The sequence below is a fragment of the Sinomonas sp. B1-1 genome (assembly GCF_050474465.1).
GTDB classification, from domain to species: Bacteria; Actinomycetota; Actinomycetes; order Actinomycetales; family Micrococcaceae; genus Sinomonas; species Sinomonas flava.
The window spans coordinates 268,756-295,722 of sequence record NZ_JBCHVF010000003.1; the positions used below are offsets into that span (position 1 = coordinate 268,756).

23 protein-coding genes and 1 pseudogene are annotated in these 26,967 nt (G+C 69.9%); 12 read left to right on the forward strand and 12 right to left on the reverse strand.

Features of this window, described 5'->3' with window-relative positions:
* Positions 1–10: 10 nt before the first annotated feature.
* The 6 genes from ACQ5BE_RS08255 to ACQ5BE_RS08280 all read left to right on the forward strand — a co-directional run bounded on the left by ACQ5BE_RS08255 (position 11) and on the right by ACQ5BE_RS08280 (position 8,689).
* Positions 11–1,981, forward strand: a complete 1,971-nt coding sequence (locus ACQ5BE_RS08255) for a DUF6541 family protein (RefSeq protein ID WP_430296544.1) — start codon at positions 11–13, stop codon at positions 1,979–1,981.
* A 412-nt stretch (positions 1,982–2,393) separates the two neighbouring features.
* Entirely contained in the window at positions 2,394–4,601 is a 2,208-nt protein-coding gene (locus ACQ5BE_RS08260) for a chromosome segregation ATPase (protein ID WP_430296546.1), read from the forward strand.
* Between the two features lie 81 nt (positions 4,602–4,682).
* Positions 4,683–5,618, forward strand: a complete 936-nt coding sequence (ppk2, locus tag ACQ5BE_RS08265) for a polyphosphate kinase 2 (RefSeq protein ID WP_430296548.1) — start codon at positions 4,683–4,685, stop codon at positions 5,616–5,618.
* A 69-nt stretch (positions 5,619–5,687) separates the two neighbouring features.
* Complete coding sequence (glmM, locus tag ACQ5BE_RS08270) at positions 5,688–7,037, forward strand: phosphoglucosamine mutase (RefSeq protein ID WP_430296551.1); 1,350 nt, start codon at positions 5,688–5,690, stop codon at positions 7,035–7,037.
* 105 nt (positions 7,038–7,142) lie between these two features.
* On the forward strand, positions 7,143–7,472 hold the full coding sequence (locus tag ACQ5BE_RS08275; RefSeq protein WP_430296552.1) for a hypothetical protein: 330 nt from the start codon (positions 7,143–7,145) through the stop codon (positions 7,470–7,472).
* A gap of 140 nt (positions 7,473–7,612) precedes the next feature.
* Positions 7,613–8,689, forward strand: coding sequence for a methyltransferase (locus ACQ5BE_RS08280; RefSeq protein ID WP_430296553.1), 1,077 nt, complete (start codon positions 7,613–7,615; stop codon positions 8,687–8,689).
* Positions 8,690–8,853: 164 nt separating this feature from the next.
* On the opposite strand, the gene ACQ5BE_RS08285 is transcribed toward ACQ5BE_RS08280, so the two are convergent.
* Entirely contained in the window at positions 8,854–9,303 is a 450-nt protein-coding gene (locus ACQ5BE_RS08285) for a hypothetical protein (protein ID WP_430296555.1), read from the reverse strand.
* A gap of 193 nt (positions 9,304–9,496) precedes the next feature.
* On the opposite strand from ACQ5BE_RS08285, the gene ACQ5BE_RS08290 reads away from it, so the two are divergent.
* Positions 9,497–9,967: a hypothetical protein gene (locus tag ACQ5BE_RS08290; RefSeq protein ID WP_430296557.1), complete on the forward strand. Its 471-nt coding sequence runs from the start codon at positions 9,497–9,499 to the stop codon at positions 9,965–9,967.
* Between the two features lie 10 nt (positions 9,968–9,977).
* Here ACQ5BE_RS08290 and ACQ5BE_RS08295 read toward each other — a convergent pair whose 3' ends face one another.
* The 4 genes and pseudogenes from ACQ5BE_RS08295 to ACQ5BE_RS08310 all read right to left on the reverse strand — a co-directional run.
* Complete coding sequence (locus ACQ5BE_RS08295) at positions 9,978–10,664, reverse strand: hypothetical protein (protein ID WP_430296558.1); 687 nt, start codon at positions 10,662–10,664, stop codon at positions 9,978–9,980.
* Between the two features lie 84 nt (positions 10,665–10,748).
* Positions 10,749–11,138 (reverse strand): large conductance mechanosensitive channel protein MscL, encoded by a 390-nt coding sequence (gene mscL / locus ACQ5BE_RS08300; protein ID WP_344298789.1) that lies wholly within the window; start codon positions 11,136–11,138, stop codon positions 10,749–10,751.
* A gap of 76 nt (positions 11,139–11,214) precedes the next feature.
* On the reverse strand, positions 11,215–13,365 hold the full coding sequence (locus tag ACQ5BE_RS08305; protein ID WP_430296560.1) for a transglycosylase domain-containing protein: 2,151 nt from the start codon (positions 13,363–13,365) through the stop codon (positions 11,215–11,217).
* A 225-nt stretch (positions 13,366–13,590) separates the two neighbouring features.
* A pseudogene (locus ACQ5BE_RS08310) lies at positions 13,591–13,707 on the reverse strand (hypothetical protein); the annotation flags it as partial.
* Between the two features lie 65 nt (positions 13,708–13,772).
* On the opposite strand from ACQ5BE_RS08310, the gene ACQ5BE_RS08315 reads away from it, so the two are divergent.
* The gene (locus ACQ5BE_RS08315; RefSeq protein WP_208709815.1) at positions 13,773–14,045 is read left to right on the forward strand and encodes a GIY-YIG nuclease family protein; all 273 of its coding nucleotides are present in this window, start codon (positions 13,773–13,775) and stop codon (positions 14,043–14,045) included.
* Positions 14,046–14,504: 459 nt separating this feature from the next.
* On the opposite strand, the gene ACQ5BE_RS08320 is transcribed toward ACQ5BE_RS08315, so the two are convergent.
* A complete protein-coding gene (locus ACQ5BE_RS08320; protein ID WP_430296561.1) occupies positions 14,505–15,437 on the reverse strand; it encodes a M15 family metallopeptidase in 933 nt (310 codons plus the stop codon).
* Between the two features lie 5 nt (positions 15,438–15,442).
* On the reverse strand, positions 15,443–16,408 hold the full coding sequence (gene coaA / locus ACQ5BE_RS08325) for a type I pantothenate kinase (RefSeq protein WP_208709813.1): 966 nt from the start codon (positions 16,406–16,408) through the stop codon (positions 15,443–15,445).
* Positions 16,409–16,481: 73 nt separating this feature from the next.
* Between coaA and glmS the strand changes: the two genes are divergently transcribed.
* A complete protein-coding gene (gene glmS, locus ACQ5BE_RS08330; RefSeq protein WP_430296563.1) occupies positions 16,482–18,359 on the forward strand; it encodes a glutamine--fructose-6-phosphate transaminase (isomerizing) in 1,878 nt (625 codons plus the stop codon).
* Positions 18,360–18,544: 185 nt separating this feature from the next.
* Here the strand turns inward: glmS and ACQ5BE_RS08335 are convergent, their stop codons facing one another.
* The 4 genes from ACQ5BE_RS08335 to ACQ5BE_RS08350 form a co-directional block, all read right to left on the reverse strand.
* Positions 18,545–18,829 carry a hypothetical protein gene (locus ACQ5BE_RS08335; protein WP_430296564.1) on the reverse strand — a complete coding sequence of 95 codons (285 nt, stop codon included), beginning with the start codon at positions 18,827–18,829 and terminating at the stop codon, positions 18,545–18,547.
* A 77-nt stretch (positions 18,830–18,906) separates the two neighbouring features.
* Positions 18,907–19,887 carry a polysaccharide deacetylase family protein gene (locus tag ACQ5BE_RS08340; protein WP_430296566.1) on the reverse strand — a complete coding sequence of 327 codons (981 nt, stop codon included), beginning with the start codon at positions 19,885–19,887 and terminating at the stop codon, positions 18,907–18,909.
* Between the two features lie 91 nt (positions 19,888–19,978).
* A complete protein-coding gene (locus ACQ5BE_RS08345) occupies positions 19,979–20,542 on the reverse strand; it encodes a mycothiol transferase (protein WP_430296568.1) in 564 nt (187 codons plus the stop codon).
* A 362-nt stretch (positions 20,543–20,904) separates the two neighbouring features.
* Positions 20,905–21,735, reverse strand: coding sequence for an endonuclease domain-containing protein (locus ACQ5BE_RS08350; RefSeq protein WP_430296569.1), 831 nt, complete (start codon positions 21,733–21,735; stop codon positions 20,905–20,907).
* A 321-nt stretch (positions 21,736–22,056) separates the two neighbouring features.
* Here ACQ5BE_RS08350 and ACQ5BE_RS08355 point away from each other — a divergent pair, with 321 nt between their 5' ends.
* The 3 genes from ACQ5BE_RS08355 to ACQ5BE_RS08365 are packed head-to-tail and all read left to right on the forward strand — an operon-like array spanning position 22,057 to position 24,868.
* On the forward strand, positions 22,057–22,854 hold the full coding sequence (locus tag ACQ5BE_RS08355) for a dioxygenase family protein (RefSeq protein WP_430296571.1): 798 nt from the start codon (positions 22,057–22,059) through the stop codon (positions 22,852–22,854).
* Positions 22,855–22,884: 30 nt separating this feature from the next.
* A complete protein-coding gene (locus ACQ5BE_RS08360) occupies positions 22,885–23,235 on the forward strand; it encodes a holo-ACP synthase (RefSeq protein ID WP_208709797.1) in 351 nt (116 codons plus the stop codon).
* Positions 23,236–23,293: 58 nt separating this feature from the next.
* On the forward strand, positions 23,294–24,868 hold the full coding sequence (locus tag ACQ5BE_RS08365; RefSeq protein ID WP_430296573.1) for a bifunctional ADP-dependent NAD(P)H-hydrate dehydratase/NAD(P)H-hydrate epimerase: 1,575 nt from the start codon (positions 23,294–23,296) through the stop codon (positions 24,866–24,868).
* 48 nt (positions 24,869–24,916) lie between these two features.
* Here ACQ5BE_RS08365 and ACQ5BE_RS08370 read toward each other — a convergent pair whose 3' ends face one another.
* Positions 24,917–26,893, reverse strand: a complete 1,977-nt coding sequence (locus tag ACQ5BE_RS08370) for an amino acid transporter (RefSeq protein ID WP_430296575.1) — start codon at positions 26,891–26,893, stop codon at positions 24,917–24,919.
* Positions 26,894–26,967 lie beyond the last annotated feature (74 nt).

Consider the following 26,967-nt stretch of genomic DNA (forward strand, 5'->3'; position numbering starts at 1 on the left):
GGATTGGATTGTGGCCTCGCCCGTCTATCTGGCCGCTGCGGTGCTCATCGTGGCACCGGGAGCCTTGGTGCTGCGCGCCGCGGGGCTCGTTTGGCTCTGGTCCATCGGGCTGGCCCCAGCGGTTTCGCTTGGCGTGGTCGGCGCGATTCTGATCCTGTTCTGGCTTGTCCGGATCCCCTGGGACCTCGCGACCGTCCTCCTAGTGCTAGGCCTGCTTCTGGCACCTGTCTGGGGGGTACGGAGAATCGTTCAACGGCGGGACAAGCGTACGCCTAGCCCGCCTGAAAGAGCCGGGAACGAGTGGTCGACCATTGTCGCTGGGGGGCTTGGCGTCGTTCTCTGCCTTATTCGCTTCGTCCAAGTGGTTGGCGCTCCGGATGCGATAAGCCAAGGCATTGACGCCCCTTTCCATGCGAATCTCGTGCGACTGATCCTCGATACCCACGAAATCGGGTACTTCACGTCTGCGGAGCTCAGTGACGCGATCGATATGTATCCGCCGCTATGGCACGGTTTCGCTGCTCTGGTGGTCAACGCAACCGGTGTAAGCATCCCCCTCGCCAGCAATGCAATGAATGCGGCGGTATGCGCTGTCGCCTGGCCGGTCTCCGCCGTGGCCGCGACGAGGGCCATGGTCGGACGTCGGGCCGCTGCCATCGTCCCATCCGGCGTGGCCTCTGCAGGGATGTACATCTTCCCTTGGACGGGGCTGCAGGGTGAGTGGGGTGACTTTGGCGCCCTCTTTCCCTTCACGATGTCGACCGCCGTCCTGCCGGTCACGCTCGCGCTTCTCGGAAGCATCTTGGGTTTCCGGCTTCGTGGTCGATTTCCCGGTCGACTCCCAGCGCTCGGAATGCTTGGCCTGGTGGTGCTCGGCTTGGCGATGTCGCAGACATCCGGAGTCGTTGCAGTGGCCGCATTCGCGGCACCGCTTCTCCTTATTGTTGCGGCACGGGTCTTTATCAACCTTCGACGACGTCGGGCTGAGCTCATCTGGTATTTCCGCTGGGCTGCCACCTGCATCGTTCTTGGGGTGCTTTATTTTCTGGGCTGGACGTTCGCGCGATCACCCTTGGGAACTGGCTGGGGTCCTTTCACGGACTTGTGGGGCGCGCTCTGGGGCGCGCTCTCTCTGGCCCCAGTGGATGGGCCCGAGCCGTGGGTCCTCACGGTCTGCTCTATCGCGGGGATGGTGGCCCTCTCCAGGTCCCGGGGCCGCTGGATCTTGGCGAGCTATGTGGGCGTGCTCTACCTCTACGTGGTGGGCGCAGTGGCTGATAACAAGCTGTTTCGAGGGTTCACGACCGGGGCTTGGTGGGGCGACAACGTACGGCTTGGGGCCATGCTCCCGATGTTCGCCGTGATCTTCATTGCGGCCTTCGGCGACTGGGCTGCCGGCTGTATGGCGCGGTTCCGCCGTACGAATGCCGATCCACTGAGTGAGGCAGCCTCACGTGGCCCTGCCGTGGCCGTCGCCGGTGGCCTCGCGGTCGTGGTCGCGGTGAGCGTGCTCTTCTGGCCGGGGCAGCGGCCGCACGATCCAGATCGCGTCCGTTCTTTCGGGCTATGGCCGGACGCGCCGATCCTGTCAACCGATGAGTTCGAGCTACTCTCCAGACTCGGCAGCGAAGTGCCTGCTGGGGTCTCGATCGCAAACAACCCTTGGGACGGAAGCTCGATGGCGTACGCCCTCGCAGATCGTTTCGTCCTGTTTCCCCATGCCTATCGAGGATCTGACCCCGATCACGTACTCATCGCAGAGTCGCTGCGCGACGCAGCCCCAGGCGCCCCTGTGTGCGCTGCATTGGACCGGCTCAACACTCGATACGTTCTCAATTTCGGCACGCACTGGATTGATCCGAACAGAGTCGAGGTCCACCAGTTCCCCGGCATCGAGGACCTGGAGACGTCGAAGGCAGTGCAGCTGGTCGACCGTCAAGGGGACGCGAAGCTCTACCGGATCACCGCCTGCCGGGGATAAGTAGTGCTGGCGGCCCTGCCGTTTTCATGACAGATGTTTTCGAGTACTCGCTTTGCAAAACAAGTGGTGCGCGGTTATCGGGAGGCGCATAGCGTTTGAAACGCGTCCAGAGTCGGGCGCAATGCCAACGATGAAGGGGACACATCGTGCATTCGCGCTTCGGCGCCACCGCGAGCCCCGGCTCGTGGGATCTCAACCTTCTGCTATTGCCACCTCGGCGTCTCAGGTCTCGGTTGGTGTCCCTTCGCACCCACTCGGAGGAATCATGAACTACTTGCTTACCCGCACAACCCGGCTCAGGCGGGCCCTCGCGGCCGCCGTCCTGGTCCCGGGCATCACGGGAGCGCTGCTCACCGTCGGGCTGCCCGCGCAGGCCGACGGGCCTGCGGGCACGCAGGGCGTCTGCAACGGTGTGGTCAACCAGCTGGCGCACCGGGGCGCGATCCAAGAGAACCTGCTCAAGGCCGCGACGAAGCGGAACGCTGACGCCATCGCAGTGCTTCAGGCCAAGAGGGCGGATCTGCAGAAGGAGGCGGACACACTCAACACGGAGATCGCTGGCCTCAACGCAACGATCAAGCAGGCTGACGACGACCTTGCGGCGCTCGAGAAGCAGATCACGACAGCGCAGGCAACGGTCGATTCGCTGACTCAGCAGCAGACCGCTACTCAGCAGCAAATCGAGACTGCGACTTCCACCCTTGCAACGCTTCAGGCTCAGCAGGCGGACCTAGCCTCCCAGCTTTCGCCCCTCCAGGACCAGCTCGCGGCAGCGCAGGCGGCCAGCGCCGAGCTCAAGAACCAGGCCACCAGCACTCAGGCAGCACTCGACGCCAAGAACCAGGAGATCGCCGCGGCCAATGCCGAACTGGCCACGCTGCAGACGGCTGCTGGTGATGCCCAAACTGCCCTCGACTCCAAGCAGGCCCAGATCAACTCGGCTGCGGGCGAACTGACGAACCTCCAAGCGGCCGAACAGACGGCGGCGGACAATGTGAAGACCGCGCAGAGCGTAGTCGACGCTGCGACGGCCGAGCTGACCCGGCTCCAGGGAGTTGCTACGACCGCGCAGTCCACGCTTGACGCTCAGATCAAGGCGGTGGCCGACGCCAAGGCAGACCTCGCGGCAAAGCAGAAGACGGCGACCGATGCCGCGACCGCCGTCGAGGCCAAGAAGGCTCAGATCGCCCAGGCCCAGACGGACCTCGCGGGCCTGCAGGCGACCGCACAGCAGGCCGCCGGCGCCCTCGCAGCCAAGAAGGCTCAGATCGCCCAGGCCCAGACCGACCTGACCTCGCTGCAGGCCACGGCCAAGCAGGCCGCTGACGCCGTCGACGCCAACACCAAGGCAATCGCCGACGCCAAGGCGTCGATCACCAGCCTCCAGTCCCAGCTCGCCGCCGCGCAGCAGGCGGTGACGGCGAAGCAGGCTGAACTCACGTCGGCGCAGAACACCCTCGCGTCCCTGCAGCAGCAGAAGACGAGCCTGCAGAACGACATCGCCGCCCAGCAGGCCATCATTGACTCCTACCCCACGTCTTCGAATGCCAAGGCCAAGCGCGATGCGCAGGCTAGGCTCGAGAACGATCAGACGCAGCTGATCACAGTGAACGGCAACATCACTACGACGAGTGGGCAGATTGCGGCGCTCCAGGGCGACTTGACCAGACTGCAGGCCACCGTCGACTCGCTCAACGCGCAGCTCCTCTCGGCACAGCAGAACAGCAGCGCGCTCCAGCAGCAGGCGGCGCCACTCCAAGCAGCGCTCGCGAGCGCCAACGACGCTGTGACGACCAAGCAGGCTGAACTCACCACGCTCCAAGGCCAGCTGCCCGCGCTGCAGTCCGCCGTGGACACCGCCAACACCGCCGTCGGGGCAAAGCAGGCGGAGCTTCAGGGCCTCCAGTCTGACCTTGGCACCCTGCAGAATGCCGCGGCTACTGCTCAGGCCGCCGTGGACGCGCAGGCGGCCGTCGTCAAGAATCTGGAGGACGCACTGCCGGGCTTGACTGAGAACCGTGATGCGGCCGTCAGGGAAGTGTCAGCGCAGCAGGACAAGCTAACCCAGCTCCAGAGCGCACTCACAGCGGCAAATGACGCCCTGACCGCGGCCCAGCAGGCCGTGAGGGACAAGCAGGCAGAGCTCAAGTCCCTCCAGGACCAGCTGCCGGCGCTTCAGGATGCTGTCGATCAGGCGAATGCTGCTGTGAACACGAAGCAGGGCGAGCTCGTCCTGCTCAACGCCGCCAGTGACACGCTCGTCGCGAAGCTCACTGACCTGAACACGCAGATCAAGGTCGCCGAGCAGAAAGTCCTTGATCTGCAGAATCAGGTCGCGCCGCTCCTCAAGCAGCTGAACGACCTCAAGCAGCAGGTCTCGGACACTGAGACACAGCTCGCTTCGCTGCAGCAGCAAGGCGTGGCCCTTGACCAGCAACTCAGCACCGCTCAGGGGACGCTGCGGGACCTCCAGGCGCAGAAGAAGACGAACAAGGATGCGATCGCTGCCCAGAAGGCCACCGTGGCTGGCCTCCAGACGCAGCTCTCCTCCGTCCAGGCCCAGATCACCGCGATCGACGGCACCATCGCCAACGGCGGCTGCCTCGTTCCCGGCAAGTAGCTCAACAGAGTTGGGGGACGCCCGGGTGCCAGTCGGCACCCGGGCGTTCGTCGTCGTCGCCCGCGGCGTTACCCTTCATCCATGGGACCGAACCCCGAGGATCCGCGCCTCTCCGTCACCGAGGACTACGCCGCAGAGCTGGACGAGCTCCGCGAGATCGGCAAGGTCGACCACAAGGTCACGCCCAGCGCCGACCCGCACGCGTGGCGCCACGGCTACCCATACACCGAGAAGCTCTCCCGGCCCGCCTACGAGCGGCAGAAGCGGGCCCTGCAGATCGAGCTCCTCAAGCTCCAGCTCTGGGTCAAGGAGTCGGGCCAGAAGGTCCTGATCCTCTTCGAGGGCCGGGATGCGGCCGGCAAGGGCGGGGCGATCAAGCGGTTCAACGAGCACCTCAACCCCCGCGGCGCGCGGATCGTGGCCCTCGAGAAGCCCACCGACGCAGAGCGCACCCAGTGGTACTTCCAGCGGTACGTCGCCCACCTGCCCAGCGGCGGGGAGATCGTCATGTTCGACCGCTCCTGGTACAACCGTGCCGGCGTCGAGCGCGTGATGGGGTACTGCAGCCCGGGCGAGTACCACGAGTTCATGCGCGAGGCCCCCGAGTTCGAGCGGATGCTCGTGAACTCGGGCATCCGGCTGCACAAGCTGTGGTTCTCCGTGGGCCGCGAGGAGCAGCTCAACCGCTTCGCCTCCCGCGAGACGGACCCGGTGAAGCAGTGGAAGCTCTCGCCCACAGACATGGCCAGCCTCGACAAGTGGGACGCCTACACCGAGGCGAAGGAGGCCATGTTCTTCTACACGGACACCGGGGACGCGCCGTGGACCGTCATCAAGAGCAACGACAAGAAGCGAGCCCGCCTCGAGGCCATGCGCTACGTGCTCCACGTGACGCCCTATGACAAGAAGGACCTCAAGGTCGCCCACGCCCCGGATCCGCTCATCGTGGGGCCCGCCGCGGAGGTCCTCGAGGAGGGCGAGACCTACGCGGCGAGGTTCCCCGTGCTGCGGGACTGAGGCTTCGGCGTCGGCCTCAATCGCCGGGGCGCGTTTCGACTTCGCTCAACCGCCGTAGACTAGGCCCTTGTGACTAGGCTCTTCGGTACCGACGGCGTCCGGGGACTGGCCAATGGCCTTCTCGACGCCCAGCTCGCCCTCAAGCTCTCCCAGGCGGCCGCCGTCGTCCTCGGGCACCGGCAGGTGGCCGACGGCGCCCGGCCGCGCGCCGTCGTCGCCCGCGACCCCCGCGCCTCCGGCGAGTTCATCTCCGCCGCCGTCGAGGCGGGCCTCGCGAGCGCGGGCGTGGACGTGTTCAACGCCGGCGTGCTGCCCACCCCCGCCGCCGCCTACCTGGTCGCGGACCTCGGCGCGGACTTCGGCGTCATGATCTCCGCCAGCCACAACCCGGCCCCGGACAACGGCATCAAGTTCTTCGCCCGCGGCGGCCACAAGCTCCCCGACGAGACCGAGGACCAGATCGAGGCCCTCCTCTCCGAGGAGCCCGTCCGTCCCACCGGCGCCGGCGTCGGCCGCATCCAGCGCTTCGCGGATGCCGAGGACCGCTACATCGTCCACCTCCTCACCACCCTCCCGCACCGCCTCGACGGCCTCACCGTGGTCCTCGACTGCGCGAACGGCGCCGCGTCCGGCTGCTCCCCGCAGGTCTTCAAGGACGCCGGCGCGAACGTCGTCGTCATCGGCGCGGAGCCGGACGGGCTCAACATCAACGACGGCGTCGGCTCCACCCACCTCGAGCAGCTCCAGGCCGCCGTCATCGCCCACGGCGCCGACCTCGGCATCGCGCACGACGGCGACGCCGACCGCTGCCTCGCCGTCGACCACGAGGGCACGGTCGTGGACGGCGACCAGATCATGGCCATCCTCGGCCTGGCCCTCAAGGACGACGGGAAGCTGCGCGACAACGTCCTCGTGGCGACCGTCATGAGCAACCTCGGCCTGAAGATCGCCCTCCGCGACGCCGGCGTCGCCATCCGCGAGACCGCCGTCGGGGACCGCTACGTCCTCGAGGAGATGCGCGCGCACGGGTACTCGCTCGGTGGCGAGCAGTCCGGCCACGTCATCTTCTCCGACTACGCCACCACCGGCGATGGCGTCCTCACCGGCCTCCAGCTCGCCGCCCAGGTGGCCCGCACCGGCCGGCCGCTCAAGGACCTCGCCGCCGTCATGACCCGCTACCCGCAGGTGCTCATCAATGTGAAGGGCGTGGACAAGGCGAGGGTCAGCGCGGACGACGGCGTCGCGGCGGCTGTCGCTGCCGCCGAGGCCGAGCTGGGGGAGTCCGGGCGGGTTCTGCTGCGTCCCTCCGGCACCGAGCCAGTGGTGCGCGTCATGGTCGAGGCCGCCGACGAGGCAACCGCCCAGGCCATCGCCGAGCGGCTCGCGGGAGTGGTCGAGAGCCAGCTCGCCCTGGCGTAGGCCGCCCGCCGCGGGTAAGGGCGCTGGCCCTTGCCGCGGCCGCTCCCCGGCTGGACCATGAGCTTGGCCCTGATGCGGGCCGTCCCGCTGAGCTGAGGAGTCTCCGTGGCCAAGTTCCTGATCCTGTACCGTTCGCCGCGCACTGCCCGCGAGCAGATGGCCAACACGGACTCTGCTGCGGCGGCTGCCCGCATGGACGCGTGGAACGCTTGGGGCGAGCGGGCCGCCGCGGCCCTCGTGGACATGGGCTCGCCGGTCCAGAGCGTCGCGGGCCCGGGCGGCGGCGACCCGATCGGCGGCTTCTCGATCATGCAGGGCGGCTCCCTCGGCGAAGTCCAGGGCCTCCTCGAGGGCCACCCGCACACCGAGTCCGGCGGCACCATCGAGGTCCTCGAGTTCCTGGCGATGCCCGGCGTGGAGAGCACTGAGGGCTGAGGCCTCGCAGGTCCGCGCTCGCGCCGGGGGCCCGTCCGTTCCTGCTCAGTTCGGGGCGTTCCGCGGGTGCTGGCGCGGCGTGTCATGCGCCGACACGCCGTCCGGGAACCCCAGCCTGAGCAGGACGGTACGCTCGCCTCATGCGCCCGCCGCCGCCACCTGTCGTCCGCGCCGTCCAACGGCTCAGCGCCGCCCTCGAACGGGCCGCGGCCGCGCTGAAACCCGCCCAGGCCCGGTTCCTCGAGGTCAGCGGGGGAGTCGCGGCGGTCGCGCTGATGCGCGCGGCCGTGAAGACCCGCCTCGTCGAGCCGCTGGCCGCCGGGCGGAAGACAGCGCAGCAGGTCGCCGCGGAGCTGGACCTGCACGCCGACACCGTCCACCGCGTCCTGCGCGGCCTCGCCGTCTACGGGCTCGTGACGCTCGACGCCGGCGGCCGCTTCACGCTCACGCGCACCGGAAGGCTCCTGCTCGAGGACAGCCCACACTCCATGGCCGGCTGGATCCGCTACGTGACCTCGGACGCGGTCCTCGCCGGCTGGCTCCGGCTCCCCGAGACCCTGGCCGACGGGAAGCCCGCCTTCAACGAGGCCACCGGGACCACCCTCTGGGAGCACATGGCGGCGCACCCCGACGAGGAGGCGGGCTTCGCACGCACCATGCACGAGCTCACGCTCCTCGCGGCGCCGCTCATCGTCGCGGCCTACCCGTGGCCTGAGCACGGCACGGTGTGCGACGTGGGCGGCGGCATCGGCTCGATGCTCGCCGAGGTGCTCAGGGCGCGTCCGACGCTCGACGGCGTGCTGGTCGACCAGGCGGGGCCCCTCGCCGCCTCGCGGGACTACCTGGCCGCACGGGGCGTGGGGGAGCGGGTGCGGGCCGTCCAGGGGGACCTGTTCGAGGGCTTCGAAGCCCCGGCCGACCTGTACCTCCTCAAGGACGTCCTGCACGACTGGGACGACGGCCAGTGCCGGCAGATCCTCCGCAACCTCCGCGCGGCCGCGGTGCCGGGCGCGAGGGTTCTCGTGCTGGAGTGGCTCCAGGAGCCGAATGTCGCGGCGTTCCCGGTCTCGGTCTCGGACCTCATGATGCTCGCCCAGACGGAGGGCCGCCAGCGCTCTGCCGCGGAGCACCAGGCACTGGGGGCGGCCGCGGGCTTCGAGCCGGGCCGGGTCAGCGACACGGGCGTCTACGGGATCGTCGAGCTCGTCGCGGTGTAGGGCTGGGCGCCGAGTCGCGGGGCGCGGGGTCGGTGAGGCTCACAGGCCCTGAGACCCGCGGGTCGTTGAGCGTCAGGGTTCCGGCGCGCAGGGGTCCGGTCTGTGCGGTGACGGGTCAGAGGCGGTCGGACGCGTCACCGCACAAATGGGCCTATTGCGTGCCGTCAGCGGGGCGCCGTGGTCCACCGTTCCGCGGCGTCTGCGGCGGGGCGCCGGAACAGGCCGAGGGCCACGAGGAGGAGCCCCACCTCCGCGGCGCCCCAGGCGAAGTAGATGGCCTGCAGCGGGCTGAAGGGGATGACGATCATCTGCACGAAGATCCAGATCAGCAGCCCGTAGCCCGCCACCGCCGTCGCGAGGGCAGCGCCCCGCGCCCTCCGCAGCAGCATCGCCGCCGCGGTGATCTGTGTGCCGCCGATCACCAGTGCGAGCAGCAGGCCGGGGATGAGGTATGAGGTGAACGGGCTGCCCACCAGCATCGTCTCGGGCGGCGTGGCCCACTCGACGGTGCCCACGGACAGGGACCCCCACACCAGCGTCGCGCCGCCGGCCAGCGCGGTGACGCCGCCGAGGGCGGTCAGGACGCCGAGCGTGATCCGCGTCCACGGAACCATGGTTCGCCTCCTCGTGGAGATCCCCCGCACGTTGATCTGCCGCCAGAGTGCCGCGCCGAGGCGAGCCGGTCAACACTCGGTGAGGCGCGGCGTCGTGCGCTATTACGCGGCGGGTGGGTGGCGAGGATACTTGCGGCAGGAGATTAGGGCTCCGGCTGGGGATTCGCACTCTGCTTCCGTCCGGGAGGACAGCATGGCCCACTTTCCGCTCCTGGCTGCGATCAGCCGGCTCCGTCCCGAGATCTGGGATGCGATCATCCCGCACGGCCCCGTCAACGGGCGCAGGGTCGAGTCGGTGGCGCTCAACCCGCAGCCGTTGCCGCCGAAGGATCCGCACGACATCGCCGTCGGGGCCGTCAGCATGGCGAACCGGGTGGTGCACCTGGCCATCGAGGCGCAGCTGCGTGGGGAGAACCCGGCGGGCTGGGTGGGCGAGCTCGTCGAGGACTGGTGCGGCACCCCGTGGCCGCGCCGCTGGCCGTGGCCGTGGCCCGGACCGCGGCCGGACGAGGGGCCGTTCCCGGAACCGTGGCGGATCCAGGAGGCGCGGATCGTCGGGGCGATCGTCTTCGCCTCGGCGGCGTCCCGGCTCGGCGAGAGCGACCTCCGCAGCGCCTTCCGCGACGGGGCCGAACGCCTCGCAGAGGCGGGGCTCTCCGGGTGAGGGCCGCGTCCTAGCTGTCGCGGAGGGCGAGAGGGCCGTTGGCACGACGGCGGTACAGGCCCACGCCCGAGATCGAGGTCAGGAGGAAGCCCACAGCCAGGAGGACCGGGGTCGGGCTGATGAGGTGCGACGGCGAGGAGGCGTCGGAGGCGGAGCCGTCCGCGACGTCGGTACGGGACGCATCCGCAGGCTCGCCGGAGGCGGCTCCCGCGGGTGACATCGAGGCCGACGGCGTGGGCAGGACGATCGCCGCCGCGTCCGTCGAGGCGGGGAACAGGAGAGCGGTCCCGTCCGTGGCCTGTCCGGCCGGCGCCGGGAGCGGGCCGGCCGCCTGTGCGGGCACAGACTGGGCGACAGGACCCTGGGAGCCGGCGGTTGTGCCCGAGGAGGCTGTGCCCGGGGAGGCCGTGCCGGCGCTGGGGGCCGGCGCGGCCGGGGCCTGTGCGGCGGGCGCAGGCTGGGGAGCGGGAGCGGACGGCGAGGTGGGCTGCGGGGCCGGGGACGTCGCCGTCGTGCTTGAGGGCGACGGCGAGGGGGCCGGTGACGCCGAGATGAGGGGGCTGACGTGGTCGGCGCAGAGGGTCACGGGCAGCACTTTGGTTCCGCAGGCGGGGCCGTCCGCGGCGACCGCGGAGGGGAGACTCGCCCCCGTGACCGAGGCTGCAAGGGCTACTCCGGCGGTCAGTGACGCAATCATGGGGGTCGAGTCTACACACGGACCCTCAAGGCACGCTGGACGCCGGCACCCGAGGCGCGGGTGCCGGCATCCAGCCTGCCAGCGCTAGTTCTGGCGGGTCTTGAGCGAGTCGCGGATCTCGGTGAGGAGGGCGATCTGCGGGTCGACCTTCTCGCCGGCCTCCTCGTCCTTGATGCCGAGCTTGCGGTTGCGGCGCGCGATCATGTGGTTCATCGGGACGATGACGACAAAGTAGATCGCGGCGGCGATCAGGAGGAAGTTGATGATCGCGGTGAGGAGCACGCCGAACTTGATGGGCCCGACCGCGAGGAAGTTGTCGAAGTTGGGTTGGCCGACGAGAACGGAGATGGCGGGCATGAGGACGTTCTTGACCAGAGCGTCCACGACGGCGCCGAACGCGGCGCCCATGACGACGGCGACGGCAAGGTCGAGGACGTTGCCCTTCATGATGAACTCTTTGAATCCACTCAGCATGGGCCCACAGTAGACCTGCCGCCGCCGGACCAGAATGAACGAGCGGTTAAATCCTTCCCGCGCCGCCCGCCCGGTCTCAGCCCCGGCCGCTGATGAGCCGCTGCGGCGGGTCGTCGAAGCTGCCGTGGTCGTAGTACTTCGCCACCTGCTGCATGTAGCCGGCCCACTGCGGCCCGGCGATGTACGCGCCGTCGACCACGGGGTAGAACTTCCCGTTGACCGTGATGTCGCGGCCCATCCGGACCGAGGGGCCGTTGAGCGCCTCGCCGAAGAACGACGCCGTCGCGAGCCCCTGCGTGTAGCCCACCACCCACGTCTGGCTGTTCTCGTTGTTGGTGCCCGTCTTGGCGGCGTCGGGAACCCCGAGCTTCTGCGGGATCAGGAGGCCCGAGCCCTTGGTGAGGACGTCCTGGAGCACGTTCGTGGCGGCCTTGGCCACGTCGGGGTTCACCGCGCCCGGGGTGCACTGCTGGGACTGGCCGCCGATCCGCTTGCCCTGGTTGTCGTCCACCTCGGTGATGGCGATCGGGGTGCAGTACGTGCCGTTGGCGGCGAAGGTCGCGAAGGCGTTGGCCATGGTCATGGGCGCCACGTTCTCGCCGCCGAGCAGATTCCCGAGGGTCGAGAGGTCCAGCTTGTGGTCCCTGCCGTCCCCCTGGTGCATGCCGAGCGCGTCGGCGGCGCGCTGGATGTCGCAGAAGTCGGTCAGCCCCGCGGCGGAGGCGAACGTGGCCGTGTTGATCGAGTTGTAGATGCCCTGCCGCACGGTCATGGGGCGGTAGTAGCCGTCCTCGTCGTTCTGAAGGTCGGTGGAGCCGGGCACGGTGCTGTCGAAGACGCCGTGGACCGGGCCGCACGTCGACTTCCACGGGAAGTTCGAGCCGTACCGGCGCCGCGAGGCGTCCACGGTCTGGTCCGTCCCCTTCCCCTCCATGAGCCACGCGGCGAGCGTCACGGGCTTCATCGTGGACCCGGGCTGGTAGCCGCCGGCGCCGCCGAGGTCGTTGCCGTTGGCGTCCGCGGAGTCCACGTTGAAGTTGTACGACGTGACGAAGCCCGAGCCCTGGCCCTCGGCCATGCGGCTGTTCTGGGCCATCGCGACGACCTTCCCCGTGCCCGGCTGCACCGTGACGAGCGAGGCGCCCCACTTGTCCGGGTTGGTCCCCGTGGTCGAGTCGACCTGCTTCTGGGCGGGGCCCTGCAGGCGCGGGTCGAGGGTGGTCTTGATCGTCAGTCCGCCGAGCATGACCTTGTTCAGGCGGGCGGTCGGGTCCGCGCCGTACGCCGGGTCGTTGAGGATCTGGTGGAGGACGTAGTCGCAGAAGTACGGGGCCTGTGCGGCAGAAGCGCAGCCCTGGCGCGGCGGGTTCAGCTTGAGCTGGATGGGGGCGGCGACGGCGTCGTCGTGCTGGCGCTGGTCGATGTAGCCGTGGGCGAGCATCGCGTCGAGGACGAGGTCCCGCCGGTCCTTGGCCCGGTCGGGGTGCTGCGACGGGTCGTAGTAGGCCGGCCCGTTGACTAGGCCGGCGAGGAGCGCGGCCTGCGGGAGGGTGAGGTCCTTGGCGTCGAGGGAGAAGAAGTACTGGCTCGCGGCCTGGACCCCATAGGCGTTGCCGTTGAAGGGGACAACGTTGAGGTAGCCCTGCAGGATCTGGTCCTTGGAGAACTTCTTCTCGAGCGCGATGGAGAGCTGCATCTCCCGCAGCTTGTCGCTGACGCCCTTCTGGCCGTTGAGGACGATGTCCGCGCTCTGCCCCTGGGCCACGAGCTGCTCGTTGAGCACGTTGGTCACGTACTGCTGCGTCAGGGTCGAGGCGCCCTGGCGGCCGCCCGCCAGGTCCGTGGCGAGCGCCCGCAGGATCCCGATGGGGTCCACGCCGCCGTGGTCGTAGAACCTGTAGTCCTCGATCGCCACGATGGCGTTCTTGATGTTCGGGGACATCTTCTCGAGCGGGACGTCGGTGCGGTTCTCGGTGAAGAGGTTCGCGATCACGGAGCCGTCCGCCGCGAGGACCTTGGTCGCCTGTCCCGGAGGGGTGCTCGTGAGCTCGCTCGGGGCCGCCGCCAGAGCCTCCGTGGCACCGGTCGCGGCACCGCCGGTGAGCGCCAGGGCCGGGGACATGAGCCCGGCCACGAGCACCCCGCACAGCGCGCTCACGGCGAAGAACGCGAGGACCCTGCCGAGGGCGGTCGTGGTGTCGAAAAGCTTCTTGCTGCCAGAGGACATGGGGAGTACCCTATGCGACCCGCCTAGGTAGATCCTGTGCGGAAGCTGGACCCCCGGTGGTTGAGGGGAGCGCAGCGGAGTCGAAACCCGCGGCGGACGGTGGTTGAGCGGGTGCGGTGGTTGAGCGGAGCGCAGCGGAGTCGAAACCCGCGGCGGACGGTGGTTGAGCGGAGTCGAAACCCATGGGGGACGGTGGTTGAGCGGAGTCGAAACCCATGGGGGACGGTGGTTGAGTGGCGTCGAAACCCCTGGCGGACGGTGGTTGAGTGGCGTCGAAACCCCTGGCGGACGGTGGTTGAGTGGCGTCGAAACCCCTGGCGGACGGTGGTTGAGCGGCGTCGAAGCCCCTTCACCAGCTCCTGTGGATAACCCTCCGGACGGGTAGGCCCCCGGTTAGCTTTGGCTTCATGGCTTTCACCTACATTCTGGAGTGCGCCGATGGCAGCTACTACGTGGGCAGCACGACGGACTTGGAACGCCGGGTCGCACAGCACGCCGCCGGTGAGGGTGCTGCGTACACACGACGGCGCCGGCCGGTGAAGCTCGCGTGGTCGATGCAGATGGACAGCATCGCCGAGGCCTACTACCTCGAGAAGAAGCTCCAGGGTTGGAGCCGCGCCAAGCGAAGATGCGTCGTTGAGGGTCGCTATGCAGACCTGAAGTCGAACATGAAGGAGTGAGCGGGTTCCTCGGCCGCCGGGGTTTCGACTCCGCTTCGCTGCGCTCAACCGCCGGGCTCTGCCCGGCCGCCGGGGTTTCGACTCCGCTTCACCACCGGGTTTGGGGTCCGCTCAACCGCCGGGCTCTGCCCGGCCGCCGGGGTTTCGACTCCGCTTCGCTCCGCTCAACCACCGGGTTTGGGGTCCGCTCAACCACCGGGCTCTGCCCGGCCGCCGGGGTTTCGACTCCGCTTCGCTCCGCTCAACCACCGGGTTTGGGGTCCGCTCAACCACCGGGCTCTGCTCGGCCGCCGGGGTTTCGACTCCGCTTCGCTCCGCTCAACCAGCGGGGTCCGCTCGGCCGCCGGGTTTCGGCTCCGCTTCGCTCCGCTCAACCAGCGGGGTCCGCTCGGCCGCCGGGGTTTCGACTCCGCTTCGCTCCGCTCAACCGCCGGGCTCCGCTCAACCGCCGGGCTCCGCTCAACCGCCGTAGGCCGGGGCGGCCGGGAGCCCGAGGTACTCCTCGAGGGTCGCGACCCCGCGGCGGTGCATGTCCGTGGCGGCCTCGACGCCGATGTACCGCAGGTGCCACGGCTCGTAGTAGTAGCCGGTGGTCTCGTGGTACCACCACGGGTACCGCACGATGAACCCGTACTCGTGCGCGTGCGCTGCGACCCACAGTGCGGCCTTCGTGTCCTTGAAGCACGGCTGCAGGGAGCATGCCCCCGAGGGGTCCCCGATGTCGAAGGCGAAGCCTGTCTGGTGCTCCGAGTAGCCAGGGCGGGCCGAGGCGACGTCGGCCGCCTCCTGCCCCTGCCGCGCGACCCACCCGTTGTACGTCGCCACCTGCGTCGCGTACGAGCGGTACCCGCTCAGCAGCGTCATCGGCGCCCCATCCGCCGTCGCGGCAGCGAACATCTGCTCCGCGGCATGGGCCGTCACCGGGTTCAGGAGCTCCTGCTGCCCCGACGCCGTGACCACGTTGGGCGCGACCAGCTGCGGCGCGAAGTCGATCGGAGCCAGCGGGCGCCGCTTGTTCACGACCACGAGCGGGTTCGCCGGGTCAGTGGATACGGTCGGGGCGGACGACGGCGCCGGGGCGGCTGCCGCCGTCGGGCTCGGATAGGTGGGGGTGTCGCTGGGAGAGGGAGACGGGGCAGCGTTGGGGGGTTTCGACTCCGCTTCGCTCCGCTCAACCGCCGTGGTCGACTCCGCTTCGCTCCGCTCAACCGCCGTGGTCGACTCCGCTTCGCTGCGCTCAACCACCGTGGTCGACTCGGCTTCGCTGCGCTCAACCACCGTGGTCGGCGAGCACGCGCTCAGGCTCAGCGCGAGGGCGGCGAGGGCGGCGAGGGCCGCGGAGGCGCCCCGGCGGCGTCGTGCGCGGGAGCCCGATCTGCTGGGTGCGGCCACCGCCGCTAGACCTTCCGCAGGAGCATGCGGCGGATCGAGTGGTCCTGGTCCTTGGTCAGCACGAGCTGGGCGCGGCCGCGCGTGGGGAGGACGTTCTGGACCAGGTTCGGCTCGTTGATCCGCTTCCAGATGCTGCGCGCGGTGGTGACGGCCTCCTCGTCCGAGAGGGAGGCGTAGCGGTGGAAGTAGCTCTCCGGCTGCGCGAACGCGCCCGAGCGGAGCTTCAGGAAGCGCTCCACGTACCACTTCTCGATGTAGCTCGTCTTCGCGTCCACGTAGACGGAGAAGTCGAAGAAGTCGCTCAGCGCCAGCCCAGTGGTGCCGTCGTGGCGCTGGCGGGCGGGGGCGAGGACGTTGAGGCCCTCCACGATGAGCACGTCCGGGCGCCGGACCACGACCTCCCGGCCGGGCACGATGTCATAGGTGAGGTGCGAGTACCAGGGCGCCCGGACCTCCTCCGCGCCGGACTTGATCTCGGCGACGAAGCGCAGGAGCCCGCGGCGGTCGTACGACTCGGGGAAGCCCTTCCGCTCGAGCAGCCCCCGGCGCGTCAGCTCCGAGAGCGGGTACAGGAAGCCGTCCGTCGTGACGAGCTGCACGTCCGGCGTGGAGGGCCACCGGCGCAGCATCTCCCGCAGCACGCGGGCGATCGTGGACTTGCCCACCGCCACCGAACCGGCCACGCCGATCACGAACGGGGTGCGCTGCGTGCGCTCCCCGAGGAACGTCTGGGTCGCGGTGTGCAGCTGGCCGGACGCCTCGACGTAGAGGGAGAGCAGGCGGGAGAGCGGGAGGTACACGTCGCGGACCTCGCGCATATCCAGGGGGTCGCCGAGGCCCCTGATCCGCTCGATGTCCTCCTGGTTGAGGGGCTGTTCCACGCGGTCCGACAGGCGGGCCCATGTGGCACGGTCTAGCTCGACGAAAGGCGTCGCGCCGTCGCCACTGAACTCGCTTCTCTGCAGACTCACTCATGTGATTCTGCCAACTGGCGGCGCAGGTGCGAAATATGGAGGACACCGGCGCCCCGGTAGGATGGAGCGCATGTGTGGAATCGTCGGCTACGTGGGCCGCGCCCAGTCGCGCCCCGATGCAAGTCACAGTGCCCTTGATGTCGTGATCGAAGGCCTGCGCCGCCTCGAGTACCGCGGCTACGACTCTGCCGGCGTCGCGGTGGTCGCAGACGGGGGGATCGAGTCCCGGAAGAAGGCCGGGAAGCTGAAGAACCTCGAGAACGAGCTCAGCGCGCACCCGCTGCCCGAGAGCCTCACCGGGATCGGGCATACCCGCTGGGCCACTCACGGCGGCCCGACCGACGCCAACGCCCACCCGCACCTGGCCGACGGCGGCAAGCTCGCCGTCATCCACAACGGCATCATCGAGAACTACGCCACCCTCAAGGCCGAGCTCGCCGCGAAGGGCGTGGCGTTCGCCTCGGAGACGGACACCGAGGTCGCCGCCGCGCTGATCGGGGACCTGTACCGCGGCGCGGCCGACGGCGACATCACCCGCGCGATGCAGCTCGCCTGCCAGCGGCTCGAGGGGGCGTTCACGCTCCTGGCCGTCCACGCGGACCAGCCCGGCGTCGTCGTCGCGGCGCGGCGGAACTCGCCGCTCGTCGTCGGCCTCGGCGAGGGGGAGAACTTCCTCGGCTCCGACGTCTCCGGCTTCATCGACTACACGCGCCGCGCCGTCGAGCTCGGCCAGGACCAGATCGTGACGATCACCCCGGACTCGTTCGAGGTGACCGACTTCTTCGGCGCGCCCGCGCACGGCAAGGAGTTCGAGGTCTCGTGGGACGCCGCCTCCGCCGAGAAGGGCGGCTTCCCGTCCTTCATGGAGAAGGAGATCCACGACCAGCCGGCCGCCGTCGCGGACACCCTGCTGGGCCGCTCCGACACCTCCGGCCGCCTCATCCTCGACGAGCTGCGCATCGACCCGGCCGAGCTGAAGAAGGTCAACAAGATCATCGTGCTCGCGTGCGGCACGGCCGCGTACGCGGGCCTCGTCGCGAAGTACGCGATCGAGAACTGGTGCCGCATCCCGACCGAGGTGGAGCTCGCGCACGAGTTCCGCTACCGCGACCCGATCGTGGACTCGAACACCCTCGTCGTGTCCATCTCGCAGTCCGGCGAGACCATGGACACGCTCATGGCCGTCCGGTACGCCCGCGAGCAGGGCGCCAAGACCGTCTCCATCTGCAACACCAACGGGTCCACCATCCCGCGCGAGTCCGACGCCGTGCTGTACACGCACGCGGGGCCCGAGATCGCCGTCGCCTCGACCAAGGCGTTCCTCGCGCAGATCACCGCCGCGTACCTGCTCGGGCTCTACCTGGCACAGCTGCGCGGGAACATCTTCTCCGGCCAGATCAAGGACGTCCTCGCGGACCTGAACAGGATCCCCGAGAAGATCCAGACCGTGCTGGACAACGCGGGCCCGCTGCGCGAGCTCGCCCGCAGCATGAAGGACGCGACGTCCGTGCTGTTCCTGGGCCGCCACGTCGGCTACCCGGTGGCGCTCGAGGGCGCGCTCAAGCTCAAGGAGATCGCGTACATCCACGCGGAGGGCTTCGCCGCCGGTGAGCTCAAGCACGGCCCGATCGCCCTGATCGACGAGGGCCAGCCGGTCTTCGTGGTGGTGCCGTCCCCGCGCGGGCGCGAGTCGCTGCACTCGAAGGTGGTCTCCAACATCCAGGAGGTCCGCGCCCGCGGCGCCCGCACCTTCGTCATCGCGGAGGAGGGCGACGAGGCCGTGCGCGACTACGCCGAGCACGTCTTCTACGTCCCCGAGACGCCCGTGCTGCTCATGCCGCTGCTCACCACGGTGCCGCTGCAGATCTTCGCCGCCGAGCTCGCCTCCGCGAAGGGCTACGACGTGGACCAGCCGCGCAACCTCGCGAAGTCGGTCACGGTCGAGTAGCCCCCGGCCGCCCCTCCTCGTTTCGGGTACAGATGATGCGCCCAAAACGCCCTTTCGGGTACAGGTAATTCGCGAATGCGAGCTCTCGGGTACGCGGCGCCAGGCGCCTCGTGCCCGAGAGGCGTTTAAGCTGCGGGCACGTACCGTCCTCGGCGGATGTGGCTCTGGCCAACCTAGGTCGGCCTCTAGCCCTTCCGGTGTCTCGACCTGCGTCTGGGGCCGCGGCTGGGGAGGTCGTGGCCTTCCTTCTCGGCGGGGTCGGCGGCGTCGTCCGAGGGCCGGTACCGGTCTCCGCTCACCACGTGTCCTACGCCCGGGCCGGGGTTCTGGGCGGCGGCGAGGTTGGGCATCGCGGTGTCGCGGCCCATCCCGTGCGTCGGGACGCCCGACCAGTGCAGGCGGGTCGAGCCCGAGGGCTTGAACAATCGGAGCCAGCGCATCTGGATCACCTCTTCGGCTGTACTGCCCATTGTGCGGTCATCGAATCCCGGGCGCCAGAGCCCTCGGTCCTGCGCCCCTTGGTTCTGGCCGCGGGTCCCTGCGCCCGTCAGAGGAGGACATCCAGGGTGACGAAGCCGTAACCGGCCGCGCGGTACTGGGCGATGAGCGCGGGGAGGGCGTCGGCGTCGAGGGTCGAGCCGTCGTCGGGGTTCGAGCCGACGTGCATGAGGACGATCTGCCCCGGCTGGGCCGTGGCCATGACCCGCTGGACCACGAACGACGGCCCCCGCGTGCCCTTCATGGTGCCCTGCCAGCCGAGCGAGTCGACGGTCCACCGGATCCCGGCGTACCCGTTCGCGTTCACGGCGGCGATGGTGCGGGCGTTCCGGTCGCCGTAGGGGAAGCGGAAGAACGGCCGGGGCTCGGCGCCGGCGGCGAGGATGGCCTGCTGGGCACCCGCGAGCTCGGCGGCGATCTGCGCGTCGGTCTTCTGCGTGAAGTAGGGGTGCGTCATCGAGTGGTTGCCGATCCGGTGGCCGGCGGCCGCGATCTGGGTCACTTTGGCCGGGTTGGCCTGTGCCCAGGTGCCGGTGACGAAGAACGTGGCCCTGACCCCCTGGGCCGCGAGGGTGCCGAGGATGCTGGCCAGGCCGGCGTCGTTGCCGCCGGCGTCGAACGTCAGTGCCACCACGCGCTGGGACGTGATGAACCGCTCGACGTCGATCCCGCGCAGGCCCGGCGGGAGCGCCGTCGCCGGCGGAGGGGCGGGGGCCGGGCTCGGGATGGGCGAGCCCGGCTGTGGCGGTGCGGGGGCCGGCACGTCGCTGGGCGGGGGCTCGGGGACGGGGGTGCCGCTGTCGGAGGGTGTGGCCGTGGGCTCGCCGGAGGCGATGGGGGCGGTGGTGCTCTGGCTGGGGGACGGGGTCAGGCTGGCGCTAGCGGTGGCGCTCGCGGACGGCTGCGCCGTGGGGGACTGCCCGAGGAACCCATTGCGCACGACGGCGATGGCCACCGCCGCCGCGACGAGCACAAGGACAAGCGCCGCGCCGATGACCAGCGCCAGACGCCGACCTGCAAGAACCGCCATGGTGTGCTCCTAGCACTCCTGTGCTACGACGGTACTCCTGCGGGCAAGCGAGAGGGAGGGTCGCAGGTCCCATGGCTCGGGGCGGTTCGGTTCAGGCGAGGACGAGCCCTCGGACGTAGGCTGCCTGGCCCACGTGCTGGGTCGCGTCGTTGAGGATGCTCACAAGCCGGACCGCGGCGGTCACATGCGGCGTCCAGCGACGGTCGACGACGCGGCCCAGGTCCTCAGGCTGGAGTCTGCGGACCACCTCGAGGACACGTGCGTGGGTGGCCTCGTGGTACTCGCGCAGGAGGTCCGCATCCCCAGCGCTGAAGGCAGCGACGTCCTCCGGGCGGTGGCCGTAGCCTGTCGCAGTCACCGGGTACGGCAGGCCGAACCGCTCCGCCCACTCCGGCCAGACCTGGCCGCGAGGAGCCTCGTGCGAGCCGCGCTCTGGGGGCTCTGCGCCGTTGAAGACGTCGATGAGGCTGGCGATGTGGTCGTCCTCGACGCGGGTGAGGTGCCACACGATCCACGCGATGGAGTTCGCATGAGGTCCTGGCCGGTAGAGCAGGTGCTCGGGGGAGAGGCCGAGGAGCACATGCTCCACGCTCTCGCGAACGCGCTCGAAGCCGTCCTCGAGGATGTCCTTGGCCCACTGGTGCTCGCCGCTCATGGGGCCACCCTAATCCGGGGGCGCGGGTCTGGGGAGGTGGTGGGCGGGGTGCGCGGGTTGCAGCGCTCGGGCTGCAGGTGCTGTGTGCGGGGGTGGGCGGGTTGCAGGTGTGCGAGGTGCGGGTTTGCGGGTGGTGGGGGTGCAGGTGCTGTGCCGGTAGGGGTGCGGTGGTGTGCGGGTGCCAGCCGTCCGGTTGCCGTCCGTTCCTGCTCACTTTGAAGGTTCCGAGCTGACCGACTCCGGCGCGTCCCTGCCGAACCGCCGTCGGGAGGAGCCCATACCGAGCACGAGCGGACATGCCTTCTCCCAGGCGCCTACCGCGGGCTCCCCAGCACCTGCATGCGGCCTCACCGCGCACCGCATCACTGGCCCCGGCGCCCCATCCTCCAGTTGAGGAGGAGTTCCTCCACCTCGCGCAGGATCCTCTCGGGGTCCCGCCACACCACCTCAGGTGGATACCTCAGCGTGGGGTGGCCGCGGAGGAGGGCTACGTTCGTTCGCCGTCGGTCCTCGACGAAGGAGCCTCGGTCGTCATGGAAGGCGTGGCCATCGATCTCGACGATGACGATGCCTTCAATGAGGAAGTCGACTCGGCCCACGCCCGGGATCTGGGCCTGGGCCACCACGCGCCAGCCCTTCGCGATGAACAGGAGCCTGGCTTCCGCCTCGGGCTGCGAGCCTGCAGTGCCGGTGACCAGCGAAAGTGCGTGCCGAGCCCGGGCACTCCGATTGGGAGCCAGGAGCTTCTTGAGCAGGGGCAGCTGCACCCGTCGGCTCTTCACGGCCGATTCCGCCACAGAGACCGCCTCCGAGAGTTCGAGGCATCCAAGCGCGTGCAGCACCGTGTCTGCCACAGATGCCACCGGGAGGTGCTCGTGCGCTGGAAAGCGGATGGTCCGATGGGGGATGAAGGCCTTCACGCGGGCGTGGGTGACGGCCAGATGCCGGCGCGCAGGCCTGTCCCGGATCCACAGCCCGTGCCGCGTGGCCGCCGAGGCGCAGGTGAGGAGGCCGTTGTGGGCAAGGGCGAAGAGGTAGTCCGAGTCGCAGCCGGGCAGGGCGATGACCCCGCGGACGGGCTTGCTGCCCAGTTCGGCGAGTTCGGCGACTTGGCGTTTGGTGATGCCGGCTCGGAGGAGGGTCGCGGTGCGCGCCACGCCGCCGAGCGATCGGAGGTATTGGACCGGTTCCATGAGGCCATGTCAGCTCCCGGGCGGGCTCGGGCACAGGAGAGCGCGGGCCTATGTGGACAAGTGGGCTCCGGAGTGCGTCCCTTCCTGCTCGCATTGGCCCCTGCGCCTCGGCGAGTCGGACGCGACTCGCCGCCTCAGCCGGCAGGGGCAGCCCCAAAGCGAGCAGGAACGGACGGGCGAGCTCCGCGGCGGACGGGCGAGCTCCGGAAACGGAACGGGCGAGCCACCGGAGCTGGGCCAGAACCATCGCGTGACCAACCGAACACCCCACCCGCACCCAATTTACTTGAAGCATCAACCAAATTCCCCTACCCTAGAACCATGACCGCCACCGCCACCCGCCCCCCGATCCTGTTCCTCAGCCACGGCGCCCCGCCCCTGGCCGACGACCGCACTTGGACCCGGGAGCTCAAGGACTGGTCCGGGACCTTCTCCAAGCCCAGGGACATCCTCATGATCTCGGCGCACTGGGAGAACGCCCCGGTGTCCCTCAGCGCCACGCAGCGCTCGCAGGAGCTCGTCTACGACTTCTGGGGCTTCCCGCAGAAGTACTACGACGTCCGCTACGACGCCCCGCTCGCTCCGGAGCTCGCCGACGAGGTCGAGAAGCTCACCTCGCAGCACGGCCACCACGTGGAGCGCGACGAGACCCGCGGCCTGGACCACGGCGCGTACGTCCCGCTCAAGGAGATGTTCCCCAAGGCGGACGTCCCGGTGGTGCAGATGTCCATGCCCACCCTGGACCCGAAGGGCCTCTTCGAGCTCGGCCGGACCCTCGCCCCGCTGCGCGACCGCGGCACGCTGATCGTGGGCTCGGGCTTCACCACCCACAACCTGCGCTGGTTCAACCCGGCCGCCGGCCCGGACGGGACGCCGCCGGCCGCCTCCTCCGAGTTCGACCACTGGGCCGAGGAGGCCATGGCCCGCGGCGACGTCGACGCGATCCTGGACTTCATCCACAAGGCCCCCGCCGCCCGCGAGGCGCACCCCCGCTCCGAGCACTGGGCTCCGCTGTACGTGGCGCTCGGCGCGGCCTCGGCCTCGGGCGGGATCGATGCGCAGACCGCGATCGACGGCTTCTGGTTCGGCCTCTCCAAGCGGTCCTGGACCCTCACCTGACCTGGCGTGGCGGCCCGCTAGAGTAGCCGCATGGCTATCATCGGCATCGGCGTGGACGTCGTGGACATCGCTCGGTTCGAGCGTCAGCTCGAGCGCACCCCGGGGCTGCGCGAGCGGCTCTTCGTCCCCGCCGAGCGCGATCTGCACCCCCGCTCCCTCGCCGCCCGCTTCGCGGCGAAGGAGGCCGTCGCCAAGGTCCTCGGCGCCCCGGCCGGCATGAACTGGCAGGACTGCTGGATCGGGCTGGGCTCGAAGGGCCCGGAGATCCAAGTGAAGGGGACGGTGCTCGCGGTCGCCAAGGCCAACGGCGTCAAGACGTGGCACCTGAGCATGAGCCACGACGGCGGGATCGCCACCGCGATGGTCGTCGCCGAGGGCTGACCCGCCCCGCAGCCCAACCCAAGCCCTGAGCCCCGGCCCCACGGCCTAGACTCGCCCCATGATCACGGCCTACACCGGCGCCCAGGTCCGCGCCGCTGAACGTCCGCTCCTCGAGTCGGGCGAGGGCCCGGCGCTCATGGCGCGGGCCGCGCACGGGCTCGCGCTCGCCGTCGTCAGCGCCCTCCGGACCAGGCGCGGCCGTGTGTACGGCGCCCGGGTTGCCGCGCTGGTCGGCAAGGGGAACAACGGCGGCGACGCCCTCTTCGCGCTCGCCGAGCTGGCCCGACGCGGTGCACGCACGACGGCGGTGCTCACCTCGGGCGCGGCCCACACCGAGGGCCTCGCCGCACTACGCGCCGCGGGCGGCCGCGTGGCCGAGGACCTGGAGCCCGCGGACGTGGTCATAGACGCCGTCCTCGGCACCGGCTTCACCGGCGAGTTCCGCGCGCCGGCCCCGCGCCCGGACGCGTTCGTGATCGCCTGCGACGTCCCCTCCGGCCTCAACGCGGACACCGGCGCGGCCGGCGACGGCGTGTGGCCCGCCGACGCCACCGTGACGTTCGGCGCGCTCAAGACCGGCCTGCTCGTGGGCCGCGGCAAGGCGCTCGCCGGCGCGGTGGAGGTGGTCGACATCGGCCTCGCACCGCACCTGCCCGCCCCCGACGTGACGGTCCTCGAGCCCGCCGACGCCGCCCGCCTCCTCCCGCACCCCCGCCCCGACTGGCACAAGTACTCCCGCGGCGTCCTGGGACTCGTGGCCGGCTCCGAGGCGTACCCGGGCGCCGCCGTCCTCGCCACCGCCGGCGCCCTCGCGACCGGGGTGGGCATGGTCCGGCTCGTCGCGCCCGACGCCGTGCGGCACCTCGTCCTCGCGGCCCACCCCGAGGTGGTGGGCACCCGGGCGCCGCAGGGGCGGGTCCAGGCCTGGGCGGCTGGCCCGGGCATCGCGGACGACGACGACCAGCACCACGCGCTGCACGTCGCCCTCGGTTCGGGGCTCCCTGCGGTCGTGGACGCCTCCGCGCTGGAGATCCTCGGCCGGATGCTCGCTGAGGAGCAGGGAAACCGCGCCCACTGGGAGGATGCCCGGCTCGGCGAGGTCATGGTCCGCCTGGCGGAGGACCGGACCGTGGCCGGCGAGCATCTCGTCCTCACGCCCCATGCTGGCGAGCTCGCGGCCCTGCTCGGCACGTTCGCCGCGGGGGAGACGGACCTCGAGCCCCCAGAGCGCGGGGAGATCGAGGCCGCGCCGCTGCACTGGGCCCGCGAGGCCGCAGCCCGGCTCGGGGTGACGGTCCTGCTCAAGGGCCCCGCGACGGTGTGCGCCGCGCCGGACGGGACGGCGTTCGTCCAAGGCCAGGGCCACCCGTTCCTGGCCACGGCCGGCAGCGGCGACACCCTCACCGGCATCCTCGGGGCACTCCTCGCCACGACCGGCAATGCACACACCGACACGGCACACACCGACACCGCCCAGGGCAGCGAGGCACCCAGGCCCGTGGAGGTCGCCGCGCTCGCGGCCCTCGTGCACGGCTTCTCCGGCCGGGTCGCCGCCGAGGACGGCCCCTACGGTGCGGGTGAACTGGCCCCGGCCGTCCGCACAGCCATGGCAGCGTTGGCCAGGGCGCGCTGACACAGCGGCCGGCGCGGCCGCGCTGGTCCGGTCACGGCCCGACCTCTTTCACCCGACGTGGACCCATGGGCGCTGGGTGATGTCCGGCACGGCCTGTCGGAGCACTTCACGCGTCACGGGTGCGATCTCGCCTTCGCCGAAGAACATGAAGCGCAGCAGATTCTTCACCGGGTTGCCCTCGGTCCAGCGGAAGTAGATGTGCGGCATGAGCCCGGTAATGTCCCTGGCGTGGATCAGGACTGAGGCGATGGTGTTGGGGACCACGGGGCCGTGCACTTCGAGGATGCGGTAGCCGTGGCGCGTGATGCCGTGGACTTCCAGCTCGGTTTCGAAGTCTGAGGAGTCATCGACGATGACTTCGAGGAAGAGGACGTTCTCGTCGAGCGGCAGGTGGCTGACCTCGCTCGCGGAGTGCAGCTTGTCCCGGTACGCCTGGCCGGTCATCCTCAATGGCTCGTGGGCAATGATCTGGATCGGCCCGGACTCAGCGGCCGCGACGAATTCGATGGCCCTCTCGTCGAAGTGGATGCTCGTCGCATGCAGCTCGAAGGAGCGCCGGGCGCGGGAGATGAAGGAGATCACGATGGTCCCGGCAATGAAGATCGACGCGATCTGGATGCCTTCGGGCCGTTCGATGATGTTCGCAGAAGTCGTGTAGACGAAGACCGCGGAGATGATCCCGAAGCCGACGGTGAGCTTCCGCTCGCCCCGGCGTCGGGTCGCGAGGGTGACGGCGATGGCCGCGGAGGTCATCAGCACGAGGACGCCGGTCGCATACGCGCCGCCTTGGGCTTCGACGTTGGCGGCGAAGATCAGGGTGATCAGGAAGCCGATCGCGGTGAAGACGAGGACGAGCGGGCGTGACGCCTTCGTCCATTGAGGCGCCATGCCGTAGCGCGGCAGGTAGCGGGGAACGAGGTTCAGGAGCCCGGCCATCGCGGAAGCGCCGGCAAACCAGAGGATCGCGATCGTGCTGAGGTCGTAGACGGTGCCGAAGACGACACCCATGTACTCGTGGGCGAGCAGGGCCAGGGCGCGCCCGTCGGCCGCGCCCCCGGGCTGGAACTCCTGCTCGGGGATCAGCACCACGGTGGTGAAGCTCGTGGTGACGAGGAAGGCGCTCATGATGACCGCCGCCGTCGTGAGCAGGCGCTTGGTGCCCCTGATGCGGCCGGCAGGGTCCGCTTCGGTGTCGCTGGCATCGCCTCGGATCTGCGGCATGACGGCGACCCCGGTCTCGAACCCCGACATTCCGAGGGCGAGCTTGGGGAACACCAGGACGGCGACCGCGAGCATGAGGACGGGGTTCCCGTGCGAGGTGAGCATCGCCTGCCACCAGTCGGTGATCTGGAGGGGGTGAACGAGCGCCTGCCCGATCGTGACGACGACCAGCACGGCGTTGAGGGACAGGTAGAGCCCGACGAGGACGACGGCGACGCCGATCGCCTCCTTGAAGCCCCGAAGGAACACGGCTGCCAGCAGGGCGAGCAGGAACAGGGTGACACCGATGTTCTGGCCCTGCAGCCACCCGGGCACGAGAGGGTTCCCGATGAGGTGGGCGGCGGCGTCGGCGGCGGACAGGGTCATGGTGATCATGAAGTCGGTTGCGGCGAAGCCGAGCAGGGCCAGAACGAAGAACTTCCCGCCCCACCGCGGCAGGAGCCTCTCGAGCATCGCGATCGAGCCTGAACCGTGGGGACTCTCGACCGAGACCCGGCGGTAGACCGGCAGGGCACCGAACAGCGTCACCGCTATCAGCACCAAGGTTGCCAGGGGGGACAGGACCCCTGCGGCGACGGCGGCGATGGCAGGCTGGTATCCGAGGGTTGAGAAATAGTCGACGCCGGTCAGGCACATGACCTGCCACCACCGGTGCTTCTTCTCGTGGCCCTGGGGAATCGCGTGCGGTCCCTGGTGCACGGCTTGCGACTGGTGGAGGTCGTGCAGGAGCCACGCCCTCAACGAACCGACCGCGGTCTTCTTCTTCAATCTCGGTTCGGCCGGTGGCCGGCTCAGAGTAGTCACCGAAGTGCCTTTCCCGCTGCTGTCTCCCCACACGAGGACGATGGCGAGCCTACTCCCACGGACCAGCGGCCCCG